Origin of the sequence: Scandinavium sp., assembly GCF_036271055.1 — a bacterium.
In the GTDB taxonomy this organism is placed as follows: Bacteria; Pseudomonadota; Gammaproteobacteria; order Enterobacterales; family Enterobacteriaceae; genus Scandinavium.
Map to the genome: position 1 here is coordinate 1 of NZ_DATBBJ010000073.1, position 25,992 is coordinate 25,992.

General features: G+C 53.5%; 25 protein-coding genes. 22 read left to right on the forward strand and 3 right to left on the reverse strand.

The genetic code is table 11. From position 1 onward, the window contains the following. Positions 1–35: 35 nt before the first annotated feature. Entirely contained in the window at positions 36–3,413 is a 3,378-nt protein-coding gene (rne, locus tag VH187_RS13700; RefSeq protein ID WP_329702004.1) for a ribonuclease E, read from the reverse strand. A 552-nt stretch (positions 3,414–3,965) separates the two neighbouring features. Here rne and rluC point away from each other — a divergent pair. Beyond that, the gene (gene rluC / locus VH187_RS13705) at positions 3,966–4,928 is read left to right on the forward strand and encodes a 23S rRNA pseudouridine(955/2504/2580) synthase RluC (protein ID WP_329702005.1); all 963 of its coding nucleotides are present in this window, start codon (positions 3,966–3,968) and stop codon (positions 4,926–4,928) included. Between the two features lie 8 nt (positions 4,929–4,936). Here rluC and VH187_RS13710 read toward each other — a convergent pair whose 3' ends face one another. Continuing rightward, on the reverse strand, positions 4,937–5,518 hold the full coding sequence (locus tag VH187_RS13710; RefSeq protein WP_329702006.1) for a Maf family protein: 582 nt from the start codon (positions 5,516–5,518) through the stop codon (positions 4,937–4,939). Positions 5,519–5,659: 141 nt separating this feature from the next. Here VH187_RS13710 and yceD point away from each other — a divergent pair, with 141 nt between their 5' ends. The 14 genes from yceD to ptsG all read left to right on the forward strand — a co-directional run bounded on the left by yceD (position 5,660) and on the right by ptsG (position 18,057). Then, positions 5,660–6,181, forward strand: coding sequence for a 23S rRNA accumulation protein YceD (gene yceD, locus VH187_RS13715; protein ID WP_329702007.1), 522 nt, complete (start codon positions 5,660–5,662; stop codon positions 6,179–6,181). Positions 6,182–6,197: 16 nt separating this feature from the next. Continuing rightward, a complete protein-coding gene (gene rpmF, locus VH187_RS13720) occupies positions 6,198–6,371 on the forward strand; it encodes a 50S ribosomal protein L32 (RefSeq protein ID WP_329702008.1) in 174 nt (57 codons plus the stop codon). Positions 6,372–6,450: 79 nt separating this feature from the next. After that, positions 6,451–7,485: a phosphate acyltransferase PlsX gene (gene plsX, locus VH187_RS13725; RefSeq protein WP_329702009.1), complete on the forward strand. Its 1,035-nt coding sequence runs from the start codon at positions 6,451–6,453 to the stop codon at positions 7,483–7,485. A gap of 6 nt (positions 7,486–7,491) precedes the next feature. Then, entirely contained in the window at positions 7,492–8,445 is a 954-nt protein-coding gene (locus VH187_RS13730) for a beta-ketoacyl-ACP synthase III (RefSeq protein WP_329702010.1), read from the forward strand. A gap of 14 nt (positions 8,446–8,459) precedes the next feature. After that, positions 8,460–9,389, forward strand: a complete 930-nt coding sequence (fabD, locus tag VH187_RS13735) for an ACP S-malonyltransferase (RefSeq protein WP_329702011.1) — start codon at positions 8,460–8,462, stop codon at positions 9,387–9,389. A 19-nt stretch (positions 9,390–9,408) separates the two neighbouring features. Continuing rightward, entirely contained in the window at positions 9,409–10,143 is a 735-nt protein-coding gene (fabG, locus tag VH187_RS13740; protein WP_329702012.1) for a 3-oxoacyl-ACP reductase FabG, read from the forward strand. Positions 10,144–10,353: 210 nt separating this feature from the next. Beyond that, positions 10,354–10,590 (forward strand): acyl carrier protein, encoded by a 237-nt coding sequence (gene acpP, locus VH187_RS13745; protein ID WP_000103754.1) that lies wholly within the window; start codon positions 10,354–10,356, stop codon positions 10,588–10,590. A gap of 88 nt (positions 10,591–10,678) precedes the next feature. Then, the gene (gene fabF / locus VH187_RS13750) at positions 10,679–11,920 is read left to right on the forward strand and encodes a beta-ketoacyl-ACP synthase II (protein ID WP_329702013.1); all 1,242 of its coding nucleotides are present in this window, start codon (positions 10,679–10,681) and stop codon (positions 11,918–11,920) included. A 113-nt stretch (positions 11,921–12,033) separates the two neighbouring features. After that, positions 12,034–12,849: an aminodeoxychorismate lyase gene (gene pabC / locus VH187_RS13755; protein ID WP_329702014.1), complete on the forward strand. Its 816-nt coding sequence runs from the start codon at positions 12,034–12,036 to the stop codon at positions 12,847–12,849. Further along, complete coding sequence (yceG, locus tag VH187_RS13760; RefSeq protein ID WP_329702015.1) at positions 12,846–13,868, forward strand: cell division protein YceG; 1,023 nt, start codon at positions 12,846–12,848, stop codon at positions 13,866–13,868. The genes pabC and yceG overlap by 4 nt, the downstream gene beginning before the upstream one ends. After that, the gene (tmk, locus tag VH187_RS13765; protein ID WP_329702016.1) at positions 13,858–14,499 is read left to right on the forward strand and encodes a dTMP kinase; all 642 of its coding nucleotides are present in this window, start codon (positions 13,858–13,860) and stop codon (positions 14,497–14,499) included. The genes yceG and tmk overlap by 11 nt, the downstream gene beginning before the upstream one ends. Beyond that, positions 14,496–15,500: a DNA polymerase III subunit delta' gene (gene holB, locus VH187_RS13770; RefSeq protein ID WP_329702017.1), complete on the forward strand. Its 1,005-nt coding sequence runs from the start codon at positions 14,496–14,498 to the stop codon at positions 15,498–15,500. The genes tmk and holB overlap by 4 nt, the downstream gene beginning before the upstream one ends. A gap of 26 nt (positions 15,501–15,526) precedes the next feature. After that, the gene (locus tag VH187_RS13775; RefSeq protein WP_329702018.1) at positions 15,527–16,321 is read left to right on the forward strand and encodes a metal-dependent hydrolase; all 795 of its coding nucleotides are present in this window, start codon (positions 15,527–15,529) and stop codon (positions 16,319–16,321) included. Positions 16,322–16,620: 299 nt separating this feature from the next. Then, positions 16,621–18,057: a PTS glucose transporter subunit IIBC gene (ptsG, locus tag VH187_RS13780; RefSeq protein WP_329702019.1), complete on the forward strand. Its 1,437-nt coding sequence runs from the start codon at positions 16,621–16,623 to the stop codon at positions 18,055–18,057. A gap of 59 nt (positions 18,058–18,116) precedes the next feature. Here ptsG and fhuE read toward each other — a convergent pair whose 3' ends face one another. Next, complete coding sequence (gene fhuE, locus VH187_RS13785) at positions 18,117–20,303, reverse strand: ferric-rhodotorulic acid/ferric-coprogen receptor FhuE (RefSeq protein ID WP_329702020.1); 2,187 nt, start codon at positions 20,301–20,303, stop codon at positions 18,117–18,119. Between the two features lie 297 nt (positions 20,304–20,600). Between fhuE and hinT the strand changes: the two genes are divergently transcribed. The 7 genes from hinT (at position 20,601) to VH187_RS13820 (ending at position 25,954) form a co-directional block, all read left to right on the forward strand. Beyond that, a complete protein-coding gene (gene hinT / locus VH187_RS13790) occupies positions 20,601–20,957 on the forward strand; it encodes a purine nucleoside phosphoramidase (RefSeq protein WP_329702021.1) in 357 nt (118 codons plus the stop codon). A gap of 4 nt (positions 20,958–20,961) precedes the next feature. Next, positions 20,962–21,336, forward strand: a complete 375-nt coding sequence (locus VH187_RS13795) for a YcfL family putative periplasmic lipoprotein (RefSeq protein WP_329702022.1) — start codon at positions 20,962–20,964, stop codon at positions 21,334–21,336. Between the two features lie 23 nt (positions 21,337–21,359). Further along, a complete protein-coding gene (lpoB, locus tag VH187_RS13800; RefSeq protein WP_329702463.1) occupies positions 21,360–21,989 on the forward strand; it encodes a penicillin-binding protein activator LpoB in 630 nt (209 codons plus the stop codon). Beyond that, entirely contained in the window at positions 21,970–22,794 is an 825-nt protein-coding gene (thiK, locus tag VH187_RS13805; protein ID WP_329702023.1) for a thiamine kinase, read from the forward strand. Before lpoB ends, thiK begins: the two co-directional genes overlap by 20 nt. 11 nt (positions 22,795–22,805) lie before the next feature. Next, the gene (nagZ, locus tag VH187_RS13810; protein ID WP_329702024.1) at positions 22,806–23,831 is read left to right on the forward strand and encodes a beta-N-acetylhexosaminidase; all 1,026 of its coding nucleotides are present in this window, start codon (positions 22,806–22,808) and stop codon (positions 23,829–23,831) included. A 37-nt stretch (positions 23,832–23,868) separates the two neighbouring features. Then, positions 23,869–24,411, forward strand: a complete 543-nt coding sequence (gene ycfP, locus VH187_RS13815) for an alpha/beta hydrolase YcfP (protein WP_329702025.1) — start codon at positions 23,869–23,871, stop codon at positions 24,409–24,411. Positions 24,412–24,649: 238 nt separating this feature from the next. Then, entirely contained in the window at positions 24,650–25,954 is a 1,305-nt protein-coding gene (locus VH187_RS13820; RefSeq protein ID WP_329702026.1) for an NAD(P)/FAD-dependent oxidoreductase, read from the forward strand. Positions 25,955–25,992: the final 38 nt, after the last annotated feature.

A 25,992-nucleotide genomic window follows, 5' to 3' on the forward strand; every position in this document is an offset into this window, starting at 1 on the left:
CCGATTGGCGGGTTTTTTTATCGGAGCAGATTAACTTAATCGTTAACCGGCTGCGGTTTGGTTGCCGGTGCGGTGGCCTGGTTTGCTGCCGCATGACCACCCGCAGAACCTTTGCCTTCGAAGTTGAAGGAAGGGCGCTGCCAATCACTTTGCTGCTGCTGTTCCGGTACATAGTCCGGCGCAGGAGCCTTGGTCATTGGCGCAGTGGCGATGTGCTTATACAGCACATCTTGCACCGGCGCTGGTTGCTGTTGCACAACCGGCGCTTTTTCTTCGACCACTACCGGGGCAGCAACTTCCTGCACTGGTGCGGCTTCAACGACGGGCTCAACGAACACCGGAGCGGGTCCAGCGACAGTTTCTTCCGCAACGGTTGCTGCTGGAACGACTGGCGTTTCTTCAACCACTGGGGCAGGTTCAACCGCAGGGGCTTCCTCTACCACCGGTGCCGCTTCAACCACCGCGGTTTCTTCTACTACTGCAGGTACTGCAGGCGCTTCAGCAACCGGTGCTGGTGGAGTTTCTTCTGCCTGGGCAGCGATGACCGGCTCAGCGGCTTCAACAACCGGTTGGGCTGGTTCTTCTGCCGGAGTCACAACTTCTGGCTCGCTCACTGGCGCAACGGCTTGGGCAATAACCGGAGCGGCTACGCTGACGGCTTCCTGTGCCATGACGTTGTCGGCGGCGATCTCAACAGCTTCAGTCTGAACTTCTGCTTCTTCAATCACTTGCGCGGCTTGTGTGACAGGGTAACTCACCCATACCTTGCCGGAAGCCATTTCTGGAGAGGCGAAAGCACCTGCCAGCGGCATTGGGGACTGGGTAGGGTAACGCTCGTCACGGTAACGACGACGACGTTGACCGCTAACACGCAGGTGGCGCGGAGAACGACGTGAACGGCGTGGCATGCCGTTTTCGCCATTAGCGCGGTTGTCCTGTGCATCATCTTCGGCCGGTGCCTCAAGGGTTTCCGGCAGCAGTTTAACACTGTCTTCAACCTGGGCAGGCTTCACGTCCTGGGCTTTCTCTACCGGTGCTTTTGGCGCCAGCAGTTCTTCCGCTGCACGATGCAGTTCTTCTTCCGCAGACAGCACGCGAACTTTCTGCGACAGAGGACGACGCTGACGGCGCTGCATGTTCTGCATCTGACGTTCTTCGAGATCTTCGTCAACGCTGGCGTTGGCAGGGGTTGCGGTTTCTACGCTTTCCAGCGCGGCCACTTCCTGCTGAGCCTGACGTTTCTCTTCCTGACGACGACGCTGGCGATCGGCACGTTGGTCACGGCGCTGTTGTTGCTCTTCGCGCTGTGCCTTGGCGGCTTCTTCAGACAGCGGCTCTTCGGTTACGGCAGCAGTGGCTTGTGGCGCATTGCGGCGGTTACGACGCTGTTCATCACGCACTTCACGTGTTTCACGGCCTTCACGGTTGTCGCGAGGTTCGCGATTTTCACGCGGCTCACGATTATCACGACCTTCACCGCGCTCTTTACGCTCGCCACGTTCTGGACGATCGCCACGCTCACCACGTTCTCCGCGCTCACCTCGATCTTTACGACCGGTGCCCTGACGACGTTGACCACGACGATCCTGACGGCGGTTTTCACCGTTGCCTTCAGACTTCGGCGCCTCAACTACAGGCTTGGCTTCGACAACCGGTTGTTCTTCACCGGCAAACAGCGCTTTCAGACCACCGAACAGACGGCCCAACAGGCCCGGCTTGGCAGCGGCTGGCGCGGGTTGTTTGGTAGTAGTAGCGGCGACGGTAGCTTGAGCCACAACAGGTTCTTCTGCAGGTGGTGGGGCGTCTGCAGCCAGAGAGAATGAAGCCAGTGCCGGTTGTTCCGGACGCTTGCGCTCCATCGGTGCATCTTCCAGCGGCTGGGCCATCTCTTCTTCGTGCAGTTTCGGCAACAGGTAGCTCAGGGTTGGTGTTTCTTCGCCCTTACGCACGCGCAGTACCGAGTAGTGCGGGGTTTGCATCTGATCGTTCGGCACGATGATCGCTTTCACGCCACCCTGACGTTTTTCGATCGCGCTCACCGATTCACGTTTTTCGTTCAGCAGGTAAGAGGCAACCTGGACTGGCACGATGGCGTGAACTTCTTTGGTATTTTCTTTCAGCGCTTCTTCTTCGATCAGACGAAGAATGGAAAGTGCCAGCGATTCGTTATCACGGATGGTGCCGGTGCCGTTACAGCGCGGGCAGACGTGATGGCTGGATTCACCCAGTGATGGGCTGAGGCGCTGACGCGACATCTCAAGCAGGCCGAAACGGGAAATGCGACCGATTTGGATACGTGCGCGGTCCTGACGGACGGCGTCACGCAGACGGTTTTCCACTTCACGTTGATGGCGAACCGGGGTCATATCGATAAAGTCGATAACGATCAGGCCGCCAAGGTCACGCAGGCGCAGCTGGCGAGCGATCTCGTCCGCTGCTTCCAGGTTGGTGTTGAACGCAGTCTCTTCGATATCGCCACCGCGGGTTGCTCGCGCGGAGTTGATGTCGATAGCGGTCAGCGCTTCGGTGGAGTCGATAACGATCGAACCGCCGGAAGGCAGGCGAACTTCACGCTGGAAAGCGGATTCAATTTGGGATTCGATTTGATAGTGGCTGAACAGCGGGATTTCGCCGCTGTACAGTTTAATCTTGCTGCTGAAATCCGGACGGCCCAGGGCAGCGATGTGCTCTTTGGCCAGATCGAGAACTTTTGGATTGTCGATCAGGATTTCGCCGATGTCCGGGCGCAGATAGTCACGGAATGCACGCACGATAACGTTGCTTTCCTGATGGATCAGGAATGGCGCAGCGCGGCCTTCAGCGGCTTTTTTAATCGCTTCCCAGTGCTTCAGGCGGAATGACAGATCCCACTGCAGCGCATCGGCAGATTTGCCCACGCCCGCGGTGCGAACAATCAGACCCATGCCATCTGGCAGTTGCAGGGAAGAAAGTGCTTCTTTCAGTTCGGTGCGATCGTCACCCTCAATGCGGCGTGAAATACCACCGGCACGTGGGTTGTTCGGCATCAGCACCAGATAACTGCCGGCCAGGCTGATGAAGGTGGTCAAGGCTGCGCCTTTGTTACCACGTTCTTCTTTATCAACCTGAACGATCACTTCCTGGCCTTCGCGCAGCACATCTTTGATGTTTGGGCGACCATGAGAAGAGTAGTTACTTGGGAAATATTCGCGAGAGATTTCTTTAAGAGGGAGGAAACCATGTCGTTCGGCGCCGTAATCAACGAACGCTGCTTCAAGACTTGGTTCTATACGAGTGATTTTGCCTTTGTAAATATTCGCTTTTTTCTGTTCATGACCCGGACTTTCAATATCCAAATCATACAGCCGCTGTCCATCTACCAAGGCAACACGCAACTCTTCCTGCTGAGTTGCGTTAATCAACATTCTTTTCATCTTAACTTACTCGTTATTTTTACATTATCGACAAAGCTGCGGGCAAAATAACCTCATGGCCGGATTAAAACCGAAAACCCCGTGTCTTCTCGCAAAGCCGTCAACCTCACGGTTGTCGCCTGCATAGGGGCGCATTATCTCGGTAAGCCTGTATTTCTTTGTGAAAAACAGCACTTTTACTAGGGGAATAGCCTCTGATTTACGTCGACAGATCTGATTCCGTTTGCCGGCCAAGCTGCAACCCGCAGCCCGCTAATTGTTTGATTTCACATTACGTCTTACGCCATTGCTGCGTTTTTGTGCAATCAGACAAACTTTATAATTCCACAGTTTTCCCTGTTTAACGAGAATCAACGTGGAAAGTAAACGCATTATTCCACTGCTGATACTGTTATAGCAAGGTGACTTTTCCTTAACTGCGGTAGAAATCGCAAACGTTCAAACCGGCTTGCTGCCTTATTGTTCGCTGGGATTTCGCCTGCAGTCAGAGAGACAGTTAAGCACATAAAAAGAAGTGGCGCTATTTACGCGCTCTATTTAGAATCCTGCCCCATGAAAACGAACATTCCTGCAGTACAACTAATCACGATTTCTGACGACGAAGCCGGTCAGCGAATCGACAACTTTCTGCTTGCCCGCCTGAAAGGCGTGCCGAAGAGCATGATTTATCGCATCGTGCGCAAGGGCGAGGTGCGCGTTAATAAAGGACGTATCAAGGCGGAGTACAAGCTGGCGCCCGGTGATGTGGTACGTGTGCCGCCGGTGCGTGTTGCCGAGCGTGAAGAAGCGCCGGTCTCGGCCAAACTGGATAAAGTGGCCGCGTTGGCCAATTGCATTTTGTATGAAGATGACCACCTGCTGTTGCTGAATAAACCTTCCGGCACGGCGGTGCATGGCGGTAGCGGCCTGAGCTTTGGCGTCATCGAAGCCCTGCGTGCGTTGCGTCCGGAAGCCCGCTTCCTGGAGTTGGTTCACCGTTTGGACCGCGATACCTCTGGCGTGCTGCTGGTGGCAAAAAAACGTTCTGCGCTGCGCTCTTTGCATGAGCAACTTCGCATGAAAGGGATGCAGAAGGATTATTTGGCGCTGGTACGCGGTGAGTGGCAGTCGCATTGCAAAGCGGTGCAGGCACCGTTGCTGAAAAACATTCTGCAGAGCGGTGAACGCATCGTGCGTGTCAGCAGTGAAGGCAAGCCATCGGAAACCCGCTTCAAGGTGGAAGAGCGTTTTGAGCATGCGACGCTGGTCAAGGCCAGCCCGATCACCGGGCGTACTCACCAGATCCGCGTTCACGCACTGCACGCCGGCCATCCAATAGCCTTTGACGATCGTTATGGCGATCGTGAGTTCGATCGCCAATTGGCTGGCACCGGCCTCAAACGTTTGTTCCTGCACGCAGCGGCGTTGCGGTTCGAACATCCGGGCACCGGCGAAACCATGCGTATCGAAGCACCGATGGACGCAGAGTTGCGCCACTGCCTGCAGGTATTGCGCAAGCAGTCCAAACCGCAGTAAACCGTATTTTATGCCAGCGGGTTGATGCCTTCAGCCCGCAGCATCTCCAGTAGCGCGATCAGCGGCAGGCCGATCAACGCATTCGGATCCCGCCCCTCCAGTTTTTCGAACAGCGCGATGCCCAAACCTTCGCTTTTAAAGCTGCCTGCACAGTTGAGCGGTTGCTCAAGGCGAATATAGGCGGCGATTTCAGCGTCACTCAGCGCGCGGAAATGCACGTGGAAGGGTTCGCAAAGCACCTGCAGGTGTCGGCTATGGCTGTTGTATAACGCCAGGCCGGTATAAAAAGTGACCCTTTGGCCGCTGGCCTGGCGTAATTGCGCGCGGGCATTTTCTTCGGTGTGTGGTTTTCCGGTGATTTTACCGTCGATCACGCAGACCTGATCGGAGCCGATAATCAGGTGGTCGGGGTAGGCGGCGGCCAATGCCTGGGCCTTTGCCGTTGCCAATCGCAGCACCAGCGCTTCGGCGCTTTCCCCGGCCAGTGGGGCTTCATCGACCTGGGGAGCATCACAGATAAAAGGCAGATGCAGTTTTTCCAATAGCATCTTGCGGTAGGTCGAGGTGGAGGCAAGCAGGAGTCTTTGCATAATTTTTTTCGTAAACCGTAGCGTAAATAGAGTAGGCATTTTAAACTGTCCGCCGCTGAGGAAGCGAATATTGGTGAAAGGTGCCGTTTTACGGCCTTTTTCTTTGACTCTAAGTCGTTACAAAGTTAATATGCGCGCCCTATGCAAAAGGTAAAATTACCCCTGACTCTTGATCCGGTTCGTACGGCTCAAAAACGCCTTGATTACCTGGGTGTCTACACCCCGGAACAGGTAGAGCGTCTTACCGAGTTTGTAGTCAGTGTGGACAGCGACGTGGAATGCGATATGACATTCGCCATCGACAACCAGCGTCTCGCCGTTCTTAAAGGCGATGCAAAGGTTGCGGTGACTCTCGAGTGCCAGCGCTGCGGGAAACCGTTCCCACATGCCGTCTACACAACGTATTGTTTCAGCCCGATCAAAAATGATGAACAGGCCGAAGCACTCCCGGAAGCGTATGAACCGATTCAGGTTAACGAATTTGGTGAAATCGATCTGCGGGCTTTAGTAGAGGATGAAATCATTCTCTCTTTACCTGTAGTTCCGGTGCATGATTCTGAACACTGTGAAGTGTCCGACGCGGACATGGTTTTTGGTGAATTGCCTGAAGATGCGCAAAAGCCAAATCCATTTGCCGTATTAGCCAGCTTAAAGCGTAAGTAATTGAGGAGTAAGGTCCATGGCCGTACAACAGAATAAACCAACCCGTTCCAAACGTGGCATGCGTCGTTCCCATGACGCGCTGACTGCAGTTACCAGCCTGTCTGTAGACAAGACTTCTGGTGAACAACACCTGCGTCACCACATGACTGCCGACGGTTTCTACCGCGGTCGCAAGGTTATCGCTAAGTAATCACGCGCAAGCGTGATGAAGCTTAGTGAGGATTTCCCCGCGTAAGCGGGGAGACACCGAGCCGAGCGGCGACGAAACCTTGACACGTCTGACCTTAGCGTTAGATGTCATGGGGGGCGATTTTGGCCCTTCCGTGACGGTGCCTGCAGCACTGCAGGCACTGCACGCTAACCCACAACTCTCACTTCTTCTCGTCGGTGACACCGACACCATAACGCCATTACTCGCCAAAGCTGACTTCGAACAACGTTCACGTCTGCAGATAATCCCTGCCCAGTCAGTTATTGCCAGTGATGCACGTCCGGCTCAGGCTATTCGCAATAGCCGTGGCACCTCTATGCGTATTGCGCTGGAGTTGGTGAAAGAGGGAAGGGCGCAGGCCTGTGTCAGTGCTGGAAATACCGGGGCACTGATGGGACTCGCAAAATTATTGCTCAAACCCATTGACGGGATTGAGCGTCCGGCGCTGGTGACGATTCTGCCGCATCAGCAAAAGGGCAAAACCGTGGTGCTCGATTTAGGCGCTAACGTAGATTGTGACAGCACAATGCTGGTGCAGTTTGCGGTGATGGGGGCAGTGATGGCCGAAGAAGTAGTCGGCATTACAAAACCTCGCGTTGCGCTACTCAATATTGGTGAGGAAGAGAACAAAGGGCATGAGAGCATCCGTGATGCGTCGACGATGCTAAAAAATGTTTCTTCCATCAACTATATTGGTTATCTCGAAGCCAACGAATTACTGACCGGTAAAACAGATGTGTTGGTGTGTGACGGCTTTACCGGAAATGTCACATTGAAAACCATGGAAGGCGTTGTCAGAATGTTTCTCTCTTTGCTGAAATCGCAGGGAGAGGGGAAAAAGCGGCCGTGGTGGCTGAAAATTTTGAAACATTGGTTACAAAAAAGCCTCTCACGGCGATTCAGTCACCTCAACCCCGACCAGTATAATGGCGCCTGTCTGTTAGGATTGCGCGGCACGGTGATTAAGAGTCATGGTGCAGCCAATCAGCGCGCATTTAGCGTGGCGATTGAACAGGCAGTGCAGGCGGTGCAGCGTGAGGTCCCACAGCGGATCGCCGCTCGCCTCGAATCTGTATTACCACCAAAAGACTGAGCGTACATGTATACGAAGATTATAGGTACCGGCAGCTATCTGCCTGAACAAGTGCGTACGAACGCCGACCTGGAAAAAATGGTAGATACGTCTGACGAGTGGATTGTCACGCGCACAGGTATCCGTGAGCGTCGTATTGCCGCGCCAGATGAATCTGTATCCACAATGGGCTTCGAAGCCGCGAAACGCGCGCTGGAAATGGCTAACATTGATGCTGAACAGATTGGCCTTATTGTGGTTGCGACCACCTCAGCGACCCATGCTTTCCCAAGTGCGGCTTGCCAGATCCAGTCTATGCTGGGCATTAAAGGCTGCCCGGCGTTTGACGTTGCCGCAGCCTGTGCTGGTTTTACCTATGCGCTGAGCATAGCGGATATGTACGTAAAATCTGGCGCAGTGAAACATGCGCTGGTGATCGGCGCTGATGTGCTGGCTCGTACCTGCGATCCGACCGATCGCGGCACGATCATTATTTTTGGCGATGGCGCAGGCGCTGTCGTTCTGGGAGCTTCTGAGCAACCAGGGATTATTTCCACGCATCTGCATGCTGACGGTAATTACGGTGAATTGCTCACCCTGCCGAATGCCGATCGTGTTCACCCGGAAAACAGCGTTCACCTGACAATGGCAGGGAATGAAGTGTTTAAAGTCGCGGTGAGAGAGCTGGCAAACATCGTAGAAGAGACGCTGGCCGCAAACAATCTTGACCGTTCGCAACTGGACTGGCTGGTTCCGCACCAGGCTAACCTGCGAATTATCAGCGCAACGGCGAAGAAGCTCGGTATGTCGATGGACAACGTTGTGGTGACACTTGATCGCCATGGCAACACGTCGGCCGCTTCTGTACCTTGTGCACTGGATGAAGCCGTGCGTGACGGGCGTATCAAAGCCGGTCAACTGGTGTTGCTCGAAGCCTTTGGCGGCGGGTTCACCTGGGGTTCTGCGCTGGTTCGTTTCTAATTAAGGATTATAAGATGACGCAATTTGCATTTGTGTTCCCAGGACAAGGTTCTCAGACTGTCGGCATGTTGGCTGAAATGTCTGAGACTTATCCGGTTATCAAAGAAACTTTTGCTGAGGCCTCTGCAGCGCTGGGTTACGATCTGTGGGCTTTGACTCAACAGGGTCCGGCTGAAGAACTGAACAAAACCTGGCAAACTCAGCCTGCGCTGTTAACCGCTTCTGTCGCGTTGTATCGCGTGTGGCAACAGCAGGGCGGTAAAGCACCTGCATTACTGGCCGGTCATAGCCTCGGCGAATATTCTGCGCTGGTGTGTGCAGGCGTAATCGCCTTCGCCGATGCAGTACGCCTGGTTGAACTGCGCGGTAAATTCATGCAGGAAGCGGTCCCTGAAGGCACGGGTGGCATGTCTGCTATCATTGGTCTGGACGATGCCTCTATCGCTAAAGCGTGTGAAGAATCTGCCGAAGGGCAGGTGGTTTCTCCGGTGAACTTTAACTCCCCGGGGCAGGTTGTTATCGCAGGCCATAAAGAAGCCGTTGAGCGTGCGGGTGCTGCGTGTAAAGCCGCAGGCGCAAAACGTGCGCTGCCATTGCCGGTTAGCGTGCCGTCTCACTGCGCGCTGATGAAGCCTGCTGCTGAGAAACTGGCTGCTGAACTGGCAACTATCACGTTTAACGCACCGCAGATTCCGGTTATCAATAACGTCGATGTGAAATGCGAAACCGCCGCAGACGCCATTCGCGATGCGCTGGTTCGTCAACTTTATAGCCCGGTACAGTGGACAAAAACCGTTGAGTTTATGGCTTCCCAGGGCGTTGAACACCTGTATGAAGTGGGCCCGGGTAAAGTCCTCACCGGCCTGACAAAACGTATTGTTGACACCCTGACTGCTTCGGCCATTAACGAGCCTGCGGCAATGTCAGCGGCGCTTGAGCAATAAAAAGAGGAAAAGCAAAACCATGAGTTTTGAAGGAAAAGTTGCACTGGTTACTGGTGCAAGTCGCGGCATTGGCCGCGCTATCGCTGAAACTCTCGTCGCCCGTGGCGCGAAAGTTGTCGGTACAGCTACCAGCGAAAGCGGTGCTCAGGCCATCAGCGATTATTTAGGTGCGAACGGTAAAGGTCTGATGTTGAATGTGACCGACCCGGCATCTATCGAATCTGTTCTGGGAAATATTCGTGCAGAGTTTGGTGAAGTGGATATTCTGGTTAATAATGCCGGGATCACTCGTGATAACCTGTTAATGCGAATGAAAGATGATGAGTGGAACGATATTCTCGAAACCAACTTGTCATCAGTTTTCCGTCTGTCAAAAGCGGTAATGCGAGCTATGATGAAGAAGCGTCATGGTCGTATTATCACTATCGGTTCTGTGGTGGGTACCATGGGAAATGCTGGTCAAGCCAACTACGCTGCGGCGAAAGCGGGTTTGATTGGTTTCAGTAAATCGTTGGCGCGTGAAGTCGCGTCCCGCGGTATTACTGTGAACGTTGTTGCTCCGGGCTTTATTGAAACGGACATGACGCGTGCGCTATCTGACGATCAGCGTGCGGGTATTCTGGCGCAAGTTCCTGCGGGTCGTCTCGGCGATGCAAAAGAAATCGCCAGTGCGGTTGCATTCTTAGCTTCTGACGAAGCAGGTTACATCTCTGGTGAAACCCTGCACGTTAACGGCGGAATGTACATGGTCTGACCGTAGTTTGCACAAAAAGCTCAGGATCCGCACAGTCTGTGCGCTTCTGAGTAATATTTCGTGCAAAATGATTTGCGTTATTAGGGCAAACACCCTCAAAATAGCGTAAAATCGTGGTATGACCTGCCGGGATTTAGTTGCAAATTTTTCAACATTTTATACACTACGAAAACCATCGCGAAAGCGAGTTTTGATAGGAAATTTAAGAGTATGAGCACTATCGAAGAACGCGTTAAGAAAATTATCGGCGAACAGCTGGGCGTTAAGCAGGAAGAAGTTACCAACAATGCTTCCTTCGTTGAAGACCTGGGCGCTGATTCTCTTGACACCGTTGAGCTGGTAATGGCTCTGGAAGAAGAGTTTGATACTGAGATTCCGGACGAAGAAGCTGAGAAAATCACCACCGTTCAGGCTGCCATTGATTACATCAACGGTCACCAGGCGTAAGTGAACATCTCCAGGCGGTCATTCGACCGCCTGAGTTTTATCTTTTAGTCCCACATCTCTCTTTTTTATCCCTCCCTGGAGGACAAGCGTGTCTAAGCGTCGTGTAGTTGTGACCGGACTTGGCATGTTGTCTCCTGTCGGCAATACCGTAGAGTCTACCTGGAAAGCTCTCCTTGCCGGTCAGAGCGGCATCAGCCTAATCGACCATTTCGATACTACCGCCTATGCAACGAAATTTGCTGGCTTAGTAAAGGATTTTAACTGTGAAGACATCATCTCGCGTAAAGAACAACGCAAGATGGATGCTTTCATCCAATATGGAATTGTTGCAGGCTGGCAGGCCATGCAGGATTCTGGCCTTGAAGTGACGGAAGAGAACGCGACACGTATCGGAGCTGCAATTGGCTCTGGCATTGGCGGTCTTGGCCTCATCGAAGAAAACCACAGTTCTCTGGTTAATGGCGGCCCACGTAAGATCAGCCCCTTCTTCGTCCCGTCTACGATTGTTAACATGGTGGCCGGTCATTTGACCATCATGTTTGGTCTTCGCGGCCCGAGTATTTCTATCGCCACGGCGTGCACCTCTGGTGTACACAACATCGGTCATGCGGCACGAATGATTGCCTATAACGATGCTGATGCCATGCTGGCGGGTGGAGCTGAAAAAGCGAGTACGCCACTGGGTGTAGGCGGTTTCGGTGCAGCGCGTGCGCTGTCGACCCGCAATGACAACCCACAGGCTGCAAGCCGTCCATGGGACAAAGATCGTGATGGTTTCGTGCTGGGTGACGGCGCGGGCATTATCATGCTCGAAGAGTACGAACACGCGAAAAAGCGTGGTGCAAAAATCTACGCAGAAGTTGTCGGTTTTGGTATGAGCAGCGATGCCTACCATATGACCTCTCCGCCAGAAAACGGCGCAGGTGCTGCACTGGCAATGGTGAATGCTATTCGCGATGCGGGTATCAGTCCGAGCCAGATTGGCTACGTCAACGCGCACGGAACCTCCACGCCAGCGGGCGATATCGCCGAAACGCAGGCGGTGAAATCCGTGTTTGGTGACGCGGCGAGCCGCATCATGGTGAGTTCCACCAAATCTATGACCGGTCACCTGCTTGGTGCTGCGGGTGCTGTTGAGTCGATTTACTCGATTCTGGCGCTCCGTGATCAGGCTGTTCCGCCAACCATCAACCTGGATAACCCGGAAGATGGCTGCGACCTCGACTTCGTTCCGCACGAAGCGCGTCAGGTCAGCGGCATGGAGTACACACTGTGTAACTCCTTTGGCTTTGGTGGCACCAACGGGTCGCTGATCTTTAAAAAGGTCTGATGCTCCGTTTTCGATGAAAAAGGCCTGCCATGCAGGCCTTTTCTTTAAGGTTTCTCCTCTTGAGAATCACCGTTCCCCCTGCCAGACTAACGGGCCACTGATAAGGAGCCGCTATGTTCTTGATTAATGGTGTGGAACAGGATTCGCTCGCCGCCAACGACCGCAGTGTCCAGTTTGGCGATGGCTGCTTTACGACCGCTCGTATACGCAACAGCACCCCTGAGTTTTTTGAAAAACACCTCCAGCGCTTGCAGGCGGCTTGTCGTGCGTTAATGATCCCCTTTAACGAGTGGACGATGCTCGGCAATGAGATGCTGTCATTGGCGCAAAAGCATCACGACGGGGTGTTGAAAGTGATTCTGACACGCGGTAGCGGTGGGCGAGGGTATAGCCCTGCAGCTTGCCAGAATCCGACGCGGATCCTCTCGGTTTCTCCAGCACCCGCGCACTATTCCCTTTGGCAGCAGCAGGGTATAACCCTGACCCTGAGTCCGGTTCGACTTGGGCGCAATCCGATGCTTGCAGGTATAAAACACCTGAATCGCCTGGAGCAAGTCTTGGTCCGTGCGCATCTGGAACAGACCGATGCCGAAGACGCCCTGGTGCTTGACAGTGATGGGTGGGTTACGGAATGCTGTGCGGCGAATTTATTCTGGCGAGCAGGCGATACTGTTTTTACGCCGCGCCTGGATCATGCTGGCGTCAACGGCATCATGCGTCAGCACTGTCTTGCTTTGCTGGCACAAAGTCGGTTTCGCGTTGTCGAAATCAATGCGCGGGAAGAGGCGGTTCGCCAGGCTGATGAAGTGCTGGTGTGCAACGCGTTAATGCCCGTCGTTCCCGTCAATCAATTTGCTGACGCTCGCTATCTTTCACGCGAGTTGTTTGAATTTTTAGCCCCCCTTTGTGAGCCATCGAATAAGTCATGAAGAAAATGTTTCGATTTGTCCTCCTGCTGTTAGTGGCGTTTGCGGTTGCCGCAGGCGTTGGAATGTGGAAAGTCCGCGAGCTCGCGAACAGCAAAATCCTGATTAAAGATGAAACCATCTTTACCCTTAAAGCGGGTACGGGCCGTCTGGTGCTGGGTGATTCGCTTTATGCTGAGAAAGTCATTAATCGCCCGCGTGTGTTCCAGTGGTTGCTTCGTGTCGAGCCAGAGTTGTCGCACTTCAAAGCCGGGACCTATCGTTTAACGCCGGGGATGAGCGTGCGCGAAATGCTGCAATTGCTCGCTAGCGGGAAAGAGGCTCAATTCCCACTGCGCTTTATCGAAGGTATGCGGGTCAGCGATTATCTCAAACAGCTTCGTGAAGCGCCGTACGTCAAACACACGCTGAAAGATGATTCGTATGCAACGCTCGCAGAAGCGTTGAAAATGGAACATGCAGACTGGGTTGAAGGCTGGTTTTGGCCGGATACCTGGATGTACACCGCTAACACCACCGATTTGCAGATCCTTAAGCGCGCCCACCTGAAAATGGTCAATGCTGTGGAAGCCGCGTGGAAAGACAAAGCGGATAACCTGCCGTATCAAAATCAAAACCAACTGGTGACGATGGCCTCGATTATTGAGAAAGAGACTGCTGTTGCCGGTGAGCGTGACAAAGTGGCTTCAGTGTTTATCAACCGCCTGCGGATTGGCATGCGTCTGCAAACCGATCCGACGGTTATTTACGGCATGGGTGAGAGCTATAATGGCAAGCTGAGCCGCAAAGATCTTGAGACACCAACGGCGTACAATACTTATGTGATTGCCGGTATGCCGCCAGGACCGATCGCAACTCCGGGCGAAGCGTCGCTTAACGCGGCAGCGCATCCGGCAAAAACGCCGTATCTCTATTTTGTCGCCGACGGTAAAGGCGGTCACTCGTTTAACACCAATCTGGCGAGCCACAATCGTTCAGTACAGGATTACCTGAAAGCACTTAAGGAAAAAAATGCACAGTAAGTATATCGTCATCGAAGGCCTGGAAGGCGCAGGCAAAACCACCGCGCGTAATCTGGTGGTGGAAACCCTCGAGCAGATGGGTGTGCGTGAACTGGTGTTTACCCGCGAACCGGGCGGTACGGTGCTTGCGGAAAAGCTCCGCAGTTTGGTGCTGGATATTAAATCTGTCGGTGATGAGGTCATCACGGATAAAGCGGAAGTGCTGATGTTTTATGCGGCGCGCGTGCAGCTCGTTGATACGGTGATTAAACCGGCACTGGCAGAAGGCAAATGGGTGATTGGCGACAGGCATGATCTGTCGACACAGGCCTATCAGGGCGGCGGTCGCGGTATCGATCAACATTTGCTCGCCACTTTGCGTGATGCGGTGCTGGGCGATTTCCGTCCGGACCTGACGTTGTATCTGGATGTCACGCCGGAAGTGGGCCTTAAACGCGCGCGCGCGCGTGGCGATCTGGATCGTATCGAACAAGAGTCCTTTAACTTCTTCCACCGTACCCGCGCCCGTTATCTTGAGCTGGCAGCGCAGGATCCTTCCATTCGTACCATTGATGCCACCCAGTCACTGGAAAGCGTGGCACAGGCTATCCGCAGTACGCTGAAAACCTGGGTTGAGGAGCAGGGCGCATGAAATGGTATCCGTGGTTGCGCCCACCGTTTGAACAACTGGTCGGAAGCTATCAGTCCGGACGCGGCCATCATGCATTGTTAGTCCAGGCTCTGCCGGGCATGGGTGCGGACGCGCTGGTTTATGCGCTGGTACGCTTTCAAATGTGCCACACGCCTGACGGACAGAAAAGCTGCGGAAAATGCCACAGCTGCCAACTGATGCAGGCGGGAACACACCCGGATTACTACCATTTAGTGCCGGAAAAAGGCAAAAACACCCTCGGCGTCGATGCAGTGCGCGAAATCACTGAGAAGCTCTATGAGCATGCCCGCTTGGGTGGCGCTAAAGTGGTGTGGGTCAGCAATGCGGCATTGCTGACGGAAGCGGCGGCCAATGCCCTGTTGAAAACGCTTGAGGAGCCGCCAGAAAATACGTGGTTCTTCCTGCAATGCGAGGAGCCCGCGCGTCTGTTGGCCACATTACGAAGTCGCTGCCGTCATTTCCATCTGGCACCTCCGGCTGAAAACTATGGCATGGCGTGGCTTGGCAGGGAGGTGACAACGTCACAAGAAAACCTGCTGACAGCGCTACGCTTAACGGCAGGCGCACCCGCTGCCGCGCTGGAACTGCTGGCAGAATCGCGTTTTGCGCCACGCCAGCAACTCTGCGCTGCGCTTGATGCGGCACTGCAAAGCGGCGACTGGTTGTCACTGTTGCCTGTTCTTAATCATGATCAGGTTGCGGAGCGCCTTTACTGGCTTTCATCGCTACTGCTGGATGCACAGAAACTCCAGCAGGGTATAACGCTTTTGACCAATGTGGATGCATGGGCGCTGGTGCAGCGGGTGGCGAGTCACCTTTCCGCTGCGCGGTTACAGGCGATGACGCACGATGCCTGTGAGTGCCGTGAACAACTGCTCAACGTAACTGGCCTTAACCGTGAACTGATGCTCAACGATCGCTTATTACGCTGGGAGCACTGGCTGCAATCCGCAAGCCGGTTACCGATCCCCCATCCGTAAGACGTACATTTCTTAAGAGAAACAATATGCTTTTAGTCGACTCACACTGCCACCTTGATGGCCTGGATTATCAATCGCTGCATAAAAATGTGGACGATGTACTGGCGAAAGCCGCTGCGCGGGATGTGAAGTTCTGCCTGGCCGTGGCGACGACGTTGCCGGGTTACCGCTCGATGCGCGATTTAGTAGGGCAGCGCGATAACGTGGTGTTCTCCTGCGGCGTTCATCCGCTCAATCAGGACGAAGCCTACGCGGTAGAAGACCTGCGTCGGATGGCGGCAGAAGAGGGCGTGGTGGCGATGGGCGAGACCGGTCTCGATTATTATTACACGCCGGAAACTAAAGTCCGTCAGCAGGAATCTTTTGCAGATCACATCCGCATTGGCCGTGAACTGAATAAGCCAGTGATCGTGCATACCCGCGATGCCCGCGAAGATACGCTGGCGATTCTGCGTGATGAAAAGGTGACGGATTGCGGTGGCGTACTACACTGTTTCACTGAGGACACAGAGACGGCGGGGAAACTACTCGATCTGGGCTTTTATATCTCGTTCTCTGGCATTCTGACGTTTCGTAATGCAGAACAACTGCGCGAAGCGGCGCGCTATGTCCCGCTGGATAGAATCCTGGTCGAGACTGATTCACCGTATCTGGCGCCTGTTCCGCATCGCGGGAAAGAGAACCAGCCGGCGATGACGCGTGATGTCGCAGAGTATATGGCTGTACTGAAAGGGGTTACGCTCGAAAAACTGGCGCAGCAGACCACCGAAAACTTCGCCACGCTGTTCCATATAGACCCCGCCCGCCTGCAATCTGCCTGATTAGCCAGCTTATTTTAAAGCTCGTAATTAATAATCAAAGCGAGTAAAGTTCACCGCCGCAAAAGGGGTGGTGAACACTCTCTTTGTAACCAACAGAAACAACTTTTGTAAAATAGTGCAAGGTTTTCAGGATTTGCTAACCGAAGTGTGATGGTTATCAAACAAAAACAAATCGAATTATTTTACTCTGCGTAATAAATAAAAGGACACTTAGATGTCCTGTATACGGCAAGGTTCTCCCCCCTCGCCAATGCGTGAAGCGTAAAAAAAAAGCACAAATACTCAGGAGCACTCTCAATATGTTCAAGAATGCATTTGCTAACCTGCAGAAGGTCGGTAAATCGCTGATGCTGCCAGTATCCGTACTGCCTATCGCAGGTATCCTGCTGGGCGTCGGTTCTGCAAACTTCAGTTGGCTGCCAGCCGTCGTCTCTCATGTTATGGCTGAAGCAGGTGGTTCTGTTTTCGCAAACATGCCACTGATCTTCGCTATCGGTGTAGCCCTCGGCTTTACCAATAACGATGGCGTATCAGCCCTGGCTTCCGTTGTCGCGTACGGCATCATGGTGAAAACCATGGCGGTGGTTGCGCCTCTGGTTCTGCATTTACCTGCTGAAGAGATCGCAGCAAAACACCTGGCTGATACCGGTGTTCTCGGCGGCATCATCTCCGGTGCGATTGCGGCGTATATGTTCAACCGCTTCTACCGCATCAAGCTGCCTGAGTATCTGGGCTTCTTCGCGGGCAAGCGCTTTGTACCGATCATCTCCGGTCTCGCGGCTATCTTTACCGGCGTTGTACTGTCCTTTATCTGGCCACCAATTGGTACAGCTATTCAGGACTTCTCTCAGTGGGCTGCTTACCAGAACCCGGTTGTCGCGTTCGGTATCTACGGCTTCATTGAGCGCTGCCTGGTACCATTCGGTCTGCACCACATCTGGAACGTTCCTTTCCAGATGCAGATTGGTGAATACACCAACGCAGCCGGTCAGGTATTCCACGGTGACATCCCACGTTACATGGCAGGCGACCCAACTGCAGGCAAACTGTCTGGCGGCTTCCTGTTCAAAATGTACGGTCTGCCAGCTGCTGCGATCGCTATCTGGCACTCAGCAAAACCTGAGAACCGTGCGAAAGTGGGCGGCATCATGATCTCCGCAGCGTTGACCTCGTTCCTGACCGGTATCACCGAGCCAATCGAGTTCTCGTTCATGTTCGTTGCGCCGATCCTGTACATCATCCACGCGATTCTGGCTGGTCTGGCATTCCCAATCTGTATTCTGCTGGGTATGCGTGACGGTACGTCCTTCTCGCACGGCCTGATCGACTTTGTCGTTCTGTCCGGTAACAGCAGCAAGCTGTGGCTGTTCCCAATCGTGGGTCTGTGCTACGCAGCGGTGTACTACACCGTGTTCCGTGTGCTGATTAAAGCACTGGATCTGAAAACCCCAGGTCGTGAAGACGCGAGCGAAGATTCCAAAGGCGCAACTGCCAGCGGCGAAATGGCTCCGGCTCTGATCGCGGCATTCGGCGGTAAAGAAAACATCACTAACCTCGACGCCTGTATCACGCGTCTGCGTGTCAGCGTTGCCGATGTGGCAAAAGTTGACCAGCCAGGCCTGAAAAAACTGGGTGCGGCAGGTGTGGTCGTTGCAGGTTCCGGCGTTCAGGCTATTTTCGGTACTAAATCCGATAACCTGAAAACCGAAATGGATGAATACATCCGCAACAGCTAAGACGTGATGTTGGGGAGACTAAGGCAGCCGAATGGCTGCCTTTTTTATTGTCTGATTGATTAGAAATCGTAGCTGGCGGACACCGAGAAATTCAGCGGCGCGCCGTACACGAGGTAGGAACCCACGTAGTCGTAATACTCTTTGTCGAACAGGTTATTCACGTTGGCCTGCAGGGCAAAGTTCTTCGTGACCTGATAGCGGCTGAAGAGGTTAACCAGGCCGTAGCTGCCCTGATCGATATAATCACGGCCGCTCGGACCGTCACTCACATTGGCCCAGGTTTTATTCTGCCAGTTCATGCCACCACCCACGGAGAGTTCTGGCAGCATCGGCAACTGATAGCGAGTAAACAGTTTCAATGTGGTACGCGGCTGATCGGAGCTGACCGCATTGCCGTCTTTGTCTTCTGCCACGTAGCGGGTCGCGCCGAATGTCAGTTGCCAGTTATCGGTTAGTGCGCCGTTCAGTTCAAATTCCACACCCTGGCTGACGACACCATCAAGCGATTCGTAAATGGACTCACCGCTCGGCAGATAGGTGTAGGTATTGTTGGCAACGCTATCCTGTTCGATACGGAACACTGCCAGAGATGTCGTCAGACGCGTGTTAAACCAGTCGGCTTTAACGCCTGCTTCGTAACTCTTGCCCGTGGTGGGATCGAGATAGCGGCCGTCGGCATCGCGCTTGTCCTGCGGCTGGAAAATGTTGGTGTAGCTGACATACGCAGACCAGTCTTCGCTGATGTCATACACCAGCCCCGCATAAGGTGTAATGTCGTCTTTGGTGCTTTCCAGACGGGTATCCGGCGCTCCTGCCGGGTTGTATTTGATGTTGTAGTTGGTGTAACGCGCGCCGAGAATTAAGTGCAGCGGATCAGCCAACGAGAAGCGGGCTGAGGTATAAGCCGAAGATTGATTGATATCGTCTTTACTGTAGAGCTTCCACGGGGTCCATTGTGGATCGGCGATATTGCTGTTCCAGTTATTGAAGCTGCCGATATCAACCATGGCATACAGTGAATCTGGCAGTGAGTTATCGTAGTGATTTCGTTGCTGGCTGAGGCTGCCGCCAACCATCATTTCATGTTGACGACCAAACAGTTCAAAACCGCCGCGAACAAAGGCATCTACTGCATCTTGCTTGCGCTCACCACGGTTCCAGCCGCCGTAACCGACCATGCCGTTGCCGGTTTCTTTATCCGGATAGCCGTACATGTACATCATTTTGCTATCGAAGTTAGTGTCGGCGTGCATTCCGTTGATGTGCGCTTCCCAGCCATTATCAAAGCGTTGGGTAAAGTTGGCGAAGACTTTGGTGCTGTCTTTGTCGGAATAAGCCCAGTCCGGCGCTACGGTGTCACTGCGGTTGTAATGGGTTTTGCTGCCGTCGGCGTACCATGTTGGCAGGCCGCCCCAGGTCGGATCGGCAGTATTGCTTTCCTGGTATTCATAACCGAGTGAAAGGGTGGTGCTGTCGGTGAGGTCAGCATCGATCACGCCGTACAGGAATTTTTTGCGATAGTGATAGTTATCCATCCATGAGTCGTTGTCCTGATAACCGGCAATCACCCGTCCGCGTACGTTACCCGATTCCACCAGCGGTGCCTGCAAATCAAGAACGTAGCGCTGTTTATCCCAACTGCCGTAGCTGACGCTGGCATTGCCCTGGAATTCACGACTGTCGGCGTGTTTACGTACCATATTGACGTAAGCTGCCGGATTACCTGTTCCGCTCATCAAGCCCGTCGCGCCGCGTACGACTTCGATGCGGTCATAAATCGCGGTGTCGGTGGCGGTATCGCCAAAGTTCCATACTTCGCTGATCGACGTCGGCAAATCGTCATAGGCATAGTTGCTGACGAAGAAACCGCGAGAATAGAACACTGTGCGGTCACTGTCCTGAACCTGTGCCGTTACGCCGGTCGTGTTGGTCAACACCTGGCCGATGGTTTGCAGGTTCTGATCTTTCATACGCTGCTGGCTAATAACGCTCACGGATTGCGGGATATCGCGCGGAACCAGCAACAGTTTTGTTCCGGTGGTAGTGGTTTTTACGCTGTAGTCCTGAGCCTCAGCATTATCAGAAACGCTGTCGTCAGCGCCTTCAACCACGATAGTTTCTTCATTGTTTTTTTCTGCTGCATGAACCGCTGTGGGCAGTAAAGCGAAGGTGATACAAGCGGCGAGCAGTGATGGTGAGGCGAGCAGTCTTTGCTGCTTATGCCTGGTGTCAAAAGTGCAAGACATCAGTAAACCCTTATGTTGGCTGTTGTTATTGTTGCGGTTTTATTGCATGGAAATGCAAATGCGAAATATACGCATTCATATTATCGGTGTAAACAAATGTAAGGGGACATTTGAAACTTTGTTTCAGTCAGCGCAAAGGCGTGTGAGGGAAAGGAGTGTTCAAGCAAGCAGCAAAAATACATTAATGATGAAGAAAAAAGAGCGTTCAGGTTGAAAGAGATGAAGTAAGTCGCTCATACTCTTACGTTGTCAGATGACGACCTGCGTCATACGGTAATTTATAAAAAGGAACAAGCCATGGCAGAAGAAACGATTTTCAGCAAAATCATTCGTCGCGAAATTCCGGCGGATATTGTTTTTCAGGATGAACTGGTGACCGCCTTTCGTGATATCTCGCCACAGGCCCCAACGCATATCCTTATTATTCCTAACATCCTGATCCCAACGATAAACGACGTTAAGACGGAACATGAGCTGGCGTTAGGGCGCATGATGACGGTTGCCGCAAAGATTGCCGCCGATGAAGGCATTGCTGACGACGGTTATCGCCTGATCGTCAACTGTAATCGCCACGGCGGTCAGGAGGTTTATCATATTCACATGCACCTGCTCGGTGGCCGCGCATTGGGCCCGATGCTGGCGCATAAAGGATAATCAAATGAAAGGTGGCCGAATTGCCGCTCTGCTGGCGGGGATGTTACTTGCGGGCTGCGGATCCCATCCGGAAATCCCGGTGGGCGAACAACAAACGCTGGTGATGGAAGCCAATGTGCTGGCCTCCGGGATCAGCGCCGATAAACCCGAACTCACCACCTCTGAGATTCAGGCAACGGCATCCTCACCGCTTTATAACGAACGAACCATGCCGGTCACTATCCATTATCGTTTTTACTGGTATGACGCCAGAGGACTGGAAATGCATCCGCTGGAAGCCCCGCGTACGGTGACTATCCCGGGACGGTCTTCGGTCACGCTTTACGGCAGCGCAAACAGTCTGGGTGCGCATAAAGTCCGGCTTTATCTTTATCTTTGAGGGGTAAAAAAGTCATGAATAAATTGAGTCGCTATGCAGTTATCGCGGCAGTTGCTGTCTTCCTGGCCGGTTGCGTGGGAAACCGTGAACAGCCAGCACCGGTAGAAGAAGCAAAACCAACGCCAGAACAGCCACAAACGCCTCCACCGACAGTTCCGGCGGTGCCGACGGTTCCTGCCCAACCAGGCCCGATTGAAAGCGGTACTGTCCAACCGGAACAGCCCGCTCCGCGTGTTCGTCATTACGACTGGAACGGTGCCGCACAGCCACTGGTCGGCAAAATGTTGCAGGCTGATGGCGTAACCGCTGGCAGCGTGTTGTTGGTCGATAACGTGAATAACCGGACCAATGGCTCGCTGAATACGGCAGAAGCGACCACAGCGCTGGCGAGCGCATTAAAAGGCAACAACAAATTTACCCTTGTGTCGTCTGAACAGCTTGCCGTCGCCAAGCAGCAATTGGGGCTTTCGGCGCAGGACAGTCTGGGTTCCCGCAATAAAGCCATGGGCCTGGCGCGTACCGTTGGCGCTCAGTATGTGCTTTATTCCAACGCGACGGGCAACGTTAATACACCGACGCTTTCTATGCAGTTGATGATGGTTCAGACCGGCGAGATCCTTTGGTCAGGTAAAGGTGCGGTTGCGCAACAGTAATCTTTCGCGTGACGAATGCCTGTCACGCTACTTTCCCGGCTATCAACCCCTTGCTCACTCCGCTACGGCGGGGCTGAGTGGGGGAAGCACCATTATTGAACGTCAGGGGCATCGCATAGTGCTGCGCAAGCATCACGATCCCTCGGCCCCTAATTTTTATTTCCTGCGTCAGTATCGCGCACTCAGCGCATTGCCTGCCTCGCTGGCACCGGCTCCACTAGGCTATTTCCCTGGCTGGATGGCGGTTGAATTTCTTGAGGGTGCGATCCCTCCCACACTCCCGGATGCACACGCCACGGCGGCGTTGTTGTATCATCTGCATCAGCAAAAAAACTTCGGCTGGCGGGTATCATTATTACCTTTGCTGGAACGCTACTGGCAGTTCAGCTCCCCACGACGGCGCACGCTACGTTGGCTCCGTGCGTTGAAACGGCTGCGACGGCTGGGTGAACCGCAACCGCTGCGGCTGGCCCCGTTGCATATGGATGTTCATACGGGCAACATTATTGATACGTCAGCAGGGTTAAGGCTGATTGACTGGGAATATGCCGCAGACGGGGATATCGCCCTTGAACTGGCTGCGGTGTGGACGGAAACGGCTCAACAACAGGCGGCATTGATCACGGCGTATGCCAGAGTCGCCCATCTGGACGAAGATGTTTTGGCCCGACAGGTCAAAAAATGGCAGCCTTGGACGCAGATGTTGATGACCACCTGGTATGAATATCGCTGGCAACAGACCGGCGACCAACAATTTATTGCGCTGGCCGATGCAGGCTGGCGTCAGTTTTCGCACAAAGGATAAGAGAGGCAAATGTGGGCCCAGTGATGTTAGATGTTGAAGGGTATGAACTGGATGCAGAGGAACGGGAGATTCTGGCGCATCCATTGGTTGGCGGGTTGATCCTGTTCACCCGTAATTACCACGATCCGGCGCAGTTGCGTGAGCTGGTTCGTCAAATCCGCAGTGCATCAAAAAACCACTTAGTCGTCGCGGTCGATCAGGAAGGTGGGCGCGTGCAACGTTTCCGTGAAGGCTTCACTAGCCTACCTGCAGCCCAATCTTTTGCCGAACTGTTGGGAATGGAGCAGGGCGGCGAGTTGGCGAAAGCGGCGGGCTGGTTAATGGCATCTGAAATGATCGCCATGGATATCGACATTAGCTTCGCACCCGTGCTGGATGTCGGTCACATCAGCGCCGCGATTGGCGAACGTTCTTATCATGCGGACCCGCAGAAAGCGCTAGCGATGGCGCGTCATTTCATCGACGGCATGCATGATGCTGGCATGAAAACCACCGGGAAACATTTCCCGGGTCACGGCGCGGTAACGGCAGATTCTCACAAAGAAACGCCGCACGATCCGCGTGCAGAGGCGGAGATACGCGCCAAAGATATGGCGGTGTTCCAGACGCTGATCACTGAAAATCGCCTTGATGCGATTATGCCTGCGCATGTTATCTACAACGACGTAGACCCACGTCCGGCCAGCGGTTCGCCGCACTGGTTGAAAACCGTGCTTCGCGGAGAGCTAGGCTTTGACGGTGTGATTTTCTCTGACGATCTGTCGATGGAAGGCGCGGCCATAATGGGCAGCTACGCGGAACGTGGTCAGGCTTCACTCGACGCAGGTTGCGATATGATCCTGGTCTGCAATAATCGTAAAGGCGCAGTCAGCGTGCTGGATAACCTGTCACCGATCAAAGCAGAACGTGTTACGAAATTGTATCATAAAGGTTCATTTACCCGTCAGGAGCTGATGGATTCCGCTCGCTGGAAGACGGTCAGCGCGCAGCTGAATGAACTGCACGAACGCTGGCAGGCCCATAAAGCCGCTCAATAACCTCCCGAAACGGGATTGGCAGTGTTGTGAGGATGGAATGATAATTTATTTGCACGGTTTCGACTCGAACAGCCCCGGAAATCACGAAAAAGTGCTGCAACTGCAGTTCATTGATCCGGATGTTCGCCTGATAAGCTATAGCACGCGTCACCCGAAACATGACATGCAGCATCTGCTCAAAGAAGTCGACAAGATGTTGCAGCTGAGCGCGGACGAGCGTCCGTTGATTTGCGGCGTTGGCCTCGGCGGCTATTGGGCCGAGCGAATTGGCTTCTTGTGCGACATTCGTCAGGTGATCTTCAACCCCAATCTGTTCCCGGAAGAGAACATGGAAGGGAAGATTGACCGCCCGGAAGAGTATGCTGACATCGGTACAAAGTGCGTCAGTAATTTCCGCGAGAAGAATCGCGATCGCTGTCTGGCGGTGCTTTCCCGTCAGGATGAGGCGCTGAATAGCCAGCGTTCTGCCGACTTGCTCCATCATTACTATGAAATTATCTGGGATGAAGTGCAGACGCATAAATTCAAGAATATTTCTCCGCACTTGCAACGTATCAAAGCCTTCAAAACTCTCGGTTAATCCCGTTCTGCACCCGGTGACATCCTGCTCACCGGGCGCACAATCCTTTTGCGCATCAACTACACTTGCTCAACTTTTCAGCTGGAAAGCTTGATCCATATCAATTTTGGTATGACCAATGCACCTTGCGTGATATTCTTCAAATCAATCTTCGTTTTTGTACGGATAACTTGTTGTTAATTAAAGGCTATTTCGATAACTTTTAATTAACAATTGGTTAATAATTTAGGGGGTCACGTTGACTACGCCATTGAAAAAGATTGTGATTGTGGGTGGTGGTGCCGGCGGGCTGGAGTTGGCTACTCAGTTGGGTAGAAAGCTTGGCCGTGGCAAAAAAGCGAAAATCACGCTGGTGGACAGGAATCATAGCCATCTGTGGAAACCGTTGCTGCACGAAGTGGCGACCGGTTCACTGGATGAAGGTGTGGATGCGCTGAGCTATCTGGCTCATGCCCGTAATCATCATTTCCAGTTCCAGCTTGGTTCTGTTGTCGATATCAACCGTGACACCAAAACCCTGACCCTCGCAGAGCTTCGCGACGAGAAAGGCGAATTGTTGGTGCCGGAGCGTAAGCTGCCGTACGACACGCTGGTCATGGCGCTGGGCAGTACTTCCAACGATTTCAACACGCCGGGTGTGAAGGAAAACTGCATTTTCCTCGACAACCCACATCAGGCTCGTCGTTTCCATCAGGAAATGCTGAACCTGTTCCTGAAGCACTCCAGCAATCTGGGTGTCGACGGCAAAGTGAATATTGCCATTGTAGGTGGCGGGGCGACCGGGGTAGAACTTTCGGCAGAACTGCACAACGCTGTTAAACAGTTGCACAGCTACGGCTACAAAGGACTCACTAACGAAGCGCTGAACGTCACGTTGGTGGAAGCGGGCGAACGTATTCTGCCTGCGTTGCCGCCGCGAATCTCCAGTGCTGCACACAGCGAACTGACCAAAATGGGCGTGCGCGTTCTGACGCAAACCATGGTGACCAGCGCCGATGCGGGTGGTTTGCACACGAAAGAAGGCGAGTACATCAACGCTGACCTGATGGTATGGGCGGCAGGGATTAAAGCGCCGGACTTTATGAAAGATATCGGCGGTCTGGAAACTAACCGTATCAACCAGTTGGTCGTGGAGCCGACGCTGCAAACGACCCGCGATGCGGATATCTATGCCATCGGCGATTGTGCATCATGCGCGCGTCCGGAAGGCGGTTTTGTGCCACCGCGCGCACAGGCGGCGCATCAGATGGCGAGTCTCGCGCTGCACAATATTCTGGCGCAGATCAAAGGTAAACCGCAGAAGACTTACACCTATAAAGATCACGGTTCACTGGTGTCATTGTCGAACTACTCCACGGTCGGCAGCCTGATGGGTAACCTGATGCGCGGCTCAATGATGGTAGAAGGGCGTATTGCACGCTTCGTCTATGTTTCGTTGTATCGTATGCACCAGGTCGCACTGCACGGTTACTTCAAAACCGGATTGATGATGTTGGTGGGCAGTATTAACCGCGTTATACGCCCGCGTATGAAGCTGCATTGATTGTCACTGCCTGACCTACAAGGCCTGGACTCTGTCCG

Excerpts from the sequence above, each read along its gene's own strand:
- yceG (WP_329702015.1), top strand. The coding sequence starts at position 12,846 with ATGAAGAAAATGTTTCGATTTGTCCTCCTGCTGTTAGTGGCGTTTGCG.
- tmk (WP_329702016.1), top strand. The coding sequence starts at position 13,858 with ATGCACAGTAAGTATATCGTCATCGAAGGCCTGGAAGGCGCAGGCAAA.
- VH187_RS13710 (WP_329702006.1), bottom strand. The coding sequence starts at position 5,518 with ATGCAAAGACTCCTGCTTGCCTCCACCTCGACCTACCGCAAGATGCTA.
- rpmF (WP_329702008.1), top strand. The coding sequence starts at position 6,198 with ATGGCCGTACAACAGAATAAACCAACCCGTTCCAAACGTGGCATGCGT.
- yceD (WP_329702007.1), top strand. The coding sequence starts at position 5,660 with ATGCAAAAGGTAAAATTACCCCTGACTCTTGATCCGGTTCGTACGGCT.
- VH187_RS13795 (WP_329702022.1), top strand. The coding sequence starts at position 20,962 with ATGAAAGGTGGCCGAATTGCCGCTCTGCTGGCGGGGATGTTACTTGCG.
- VH187_RS13730 (WP_329702010.1), top strand. The coding sequence starts at position 7,492 with ATGTATACGAAGATTATAGGTACCGGCAGCTATCTGCCTGAACAAGTG.
- fabG (WP_329702012.1), top strand. The coding sequence starts at position 9,409 with ATGAGTTTTGAAGGAAAAGTTGCACTGGTTACTGGTGCAAGTCGCGGC.
- ptsG (WP_329702019.1), top strand. The coding sequence starts at position 16,621 with ATGTTCAAGAATGCATTTGCTAACCTGCAGAAGGTCGGTAAATCGCTG.
- fhuE (WP_329702020.1), bottom strand. The coding sequence starts at position 20,303 with ATGTCTTGCACTTTTGACACCAGGCATAAGCAGCAAAGACTGCTCGCC.
- pabC (WP_329702014.1), top strand. The coding sequence starts at position 12,034 with ATGTTCTTGATTAATGGTGTGGAACAGGATTCGCTCGCCGCCAACGAC.
- acpP (WP_000103754.1), top strand. The coding sequence starts at position 10,354 with ATGAGCACTATCGAAGAACGCGTTAAGAAAATTATCGGCGAACAGCTG.
- VH187_RS13775 (WP_329702018.1), top strand. The coding sequence starts at position 15,527 with ATGCTTTTAGTCGACTCACACTGCCACCTTGATGGCCTGGATTATCAA.
- fabD (WP_329702011.1), top strand. The coding sequence starts at position 8,460 with ATGACGCAATTTGCATTTGTGTTCCCAGGACAAGGTTCTCAGACTGTC.
- holB (WP_329702017.1), top strand. The coding sequence starts at position 14,496 with ATGAAATGGTATCCGTGGTTGCGCCCACCGTTTGAACAACTGGTCGGA.
- rluC (WP_329702005.1), top strand. The coding sequence starts at position 3,966 with ATGAAAACGAACATTCCTGCAGTACAACTAATCACGATTTCTGACGAC.
- hinT (WP_329702021.1), top strand. The coding sequence starts at position 20,601 with ATGGCAGAAGAAACGATTTTCAGCAAAATCATTCGTCGCGAAATTCCG.
- rne (WP_329702004.1), bottom strand. The coding sequence starts at position 3,413 with ATGAAAAGAATGTTGATTAACGCAACTCAGCAGGAAGAGTTGCGTGTT.
- ycfP (WP_329702025.1), top strand. The coding sequence starts at position 23,869 with ATGATAATTTATTTGCACGGTTTCGACTCGAACAGCCCCGGAAATCAC.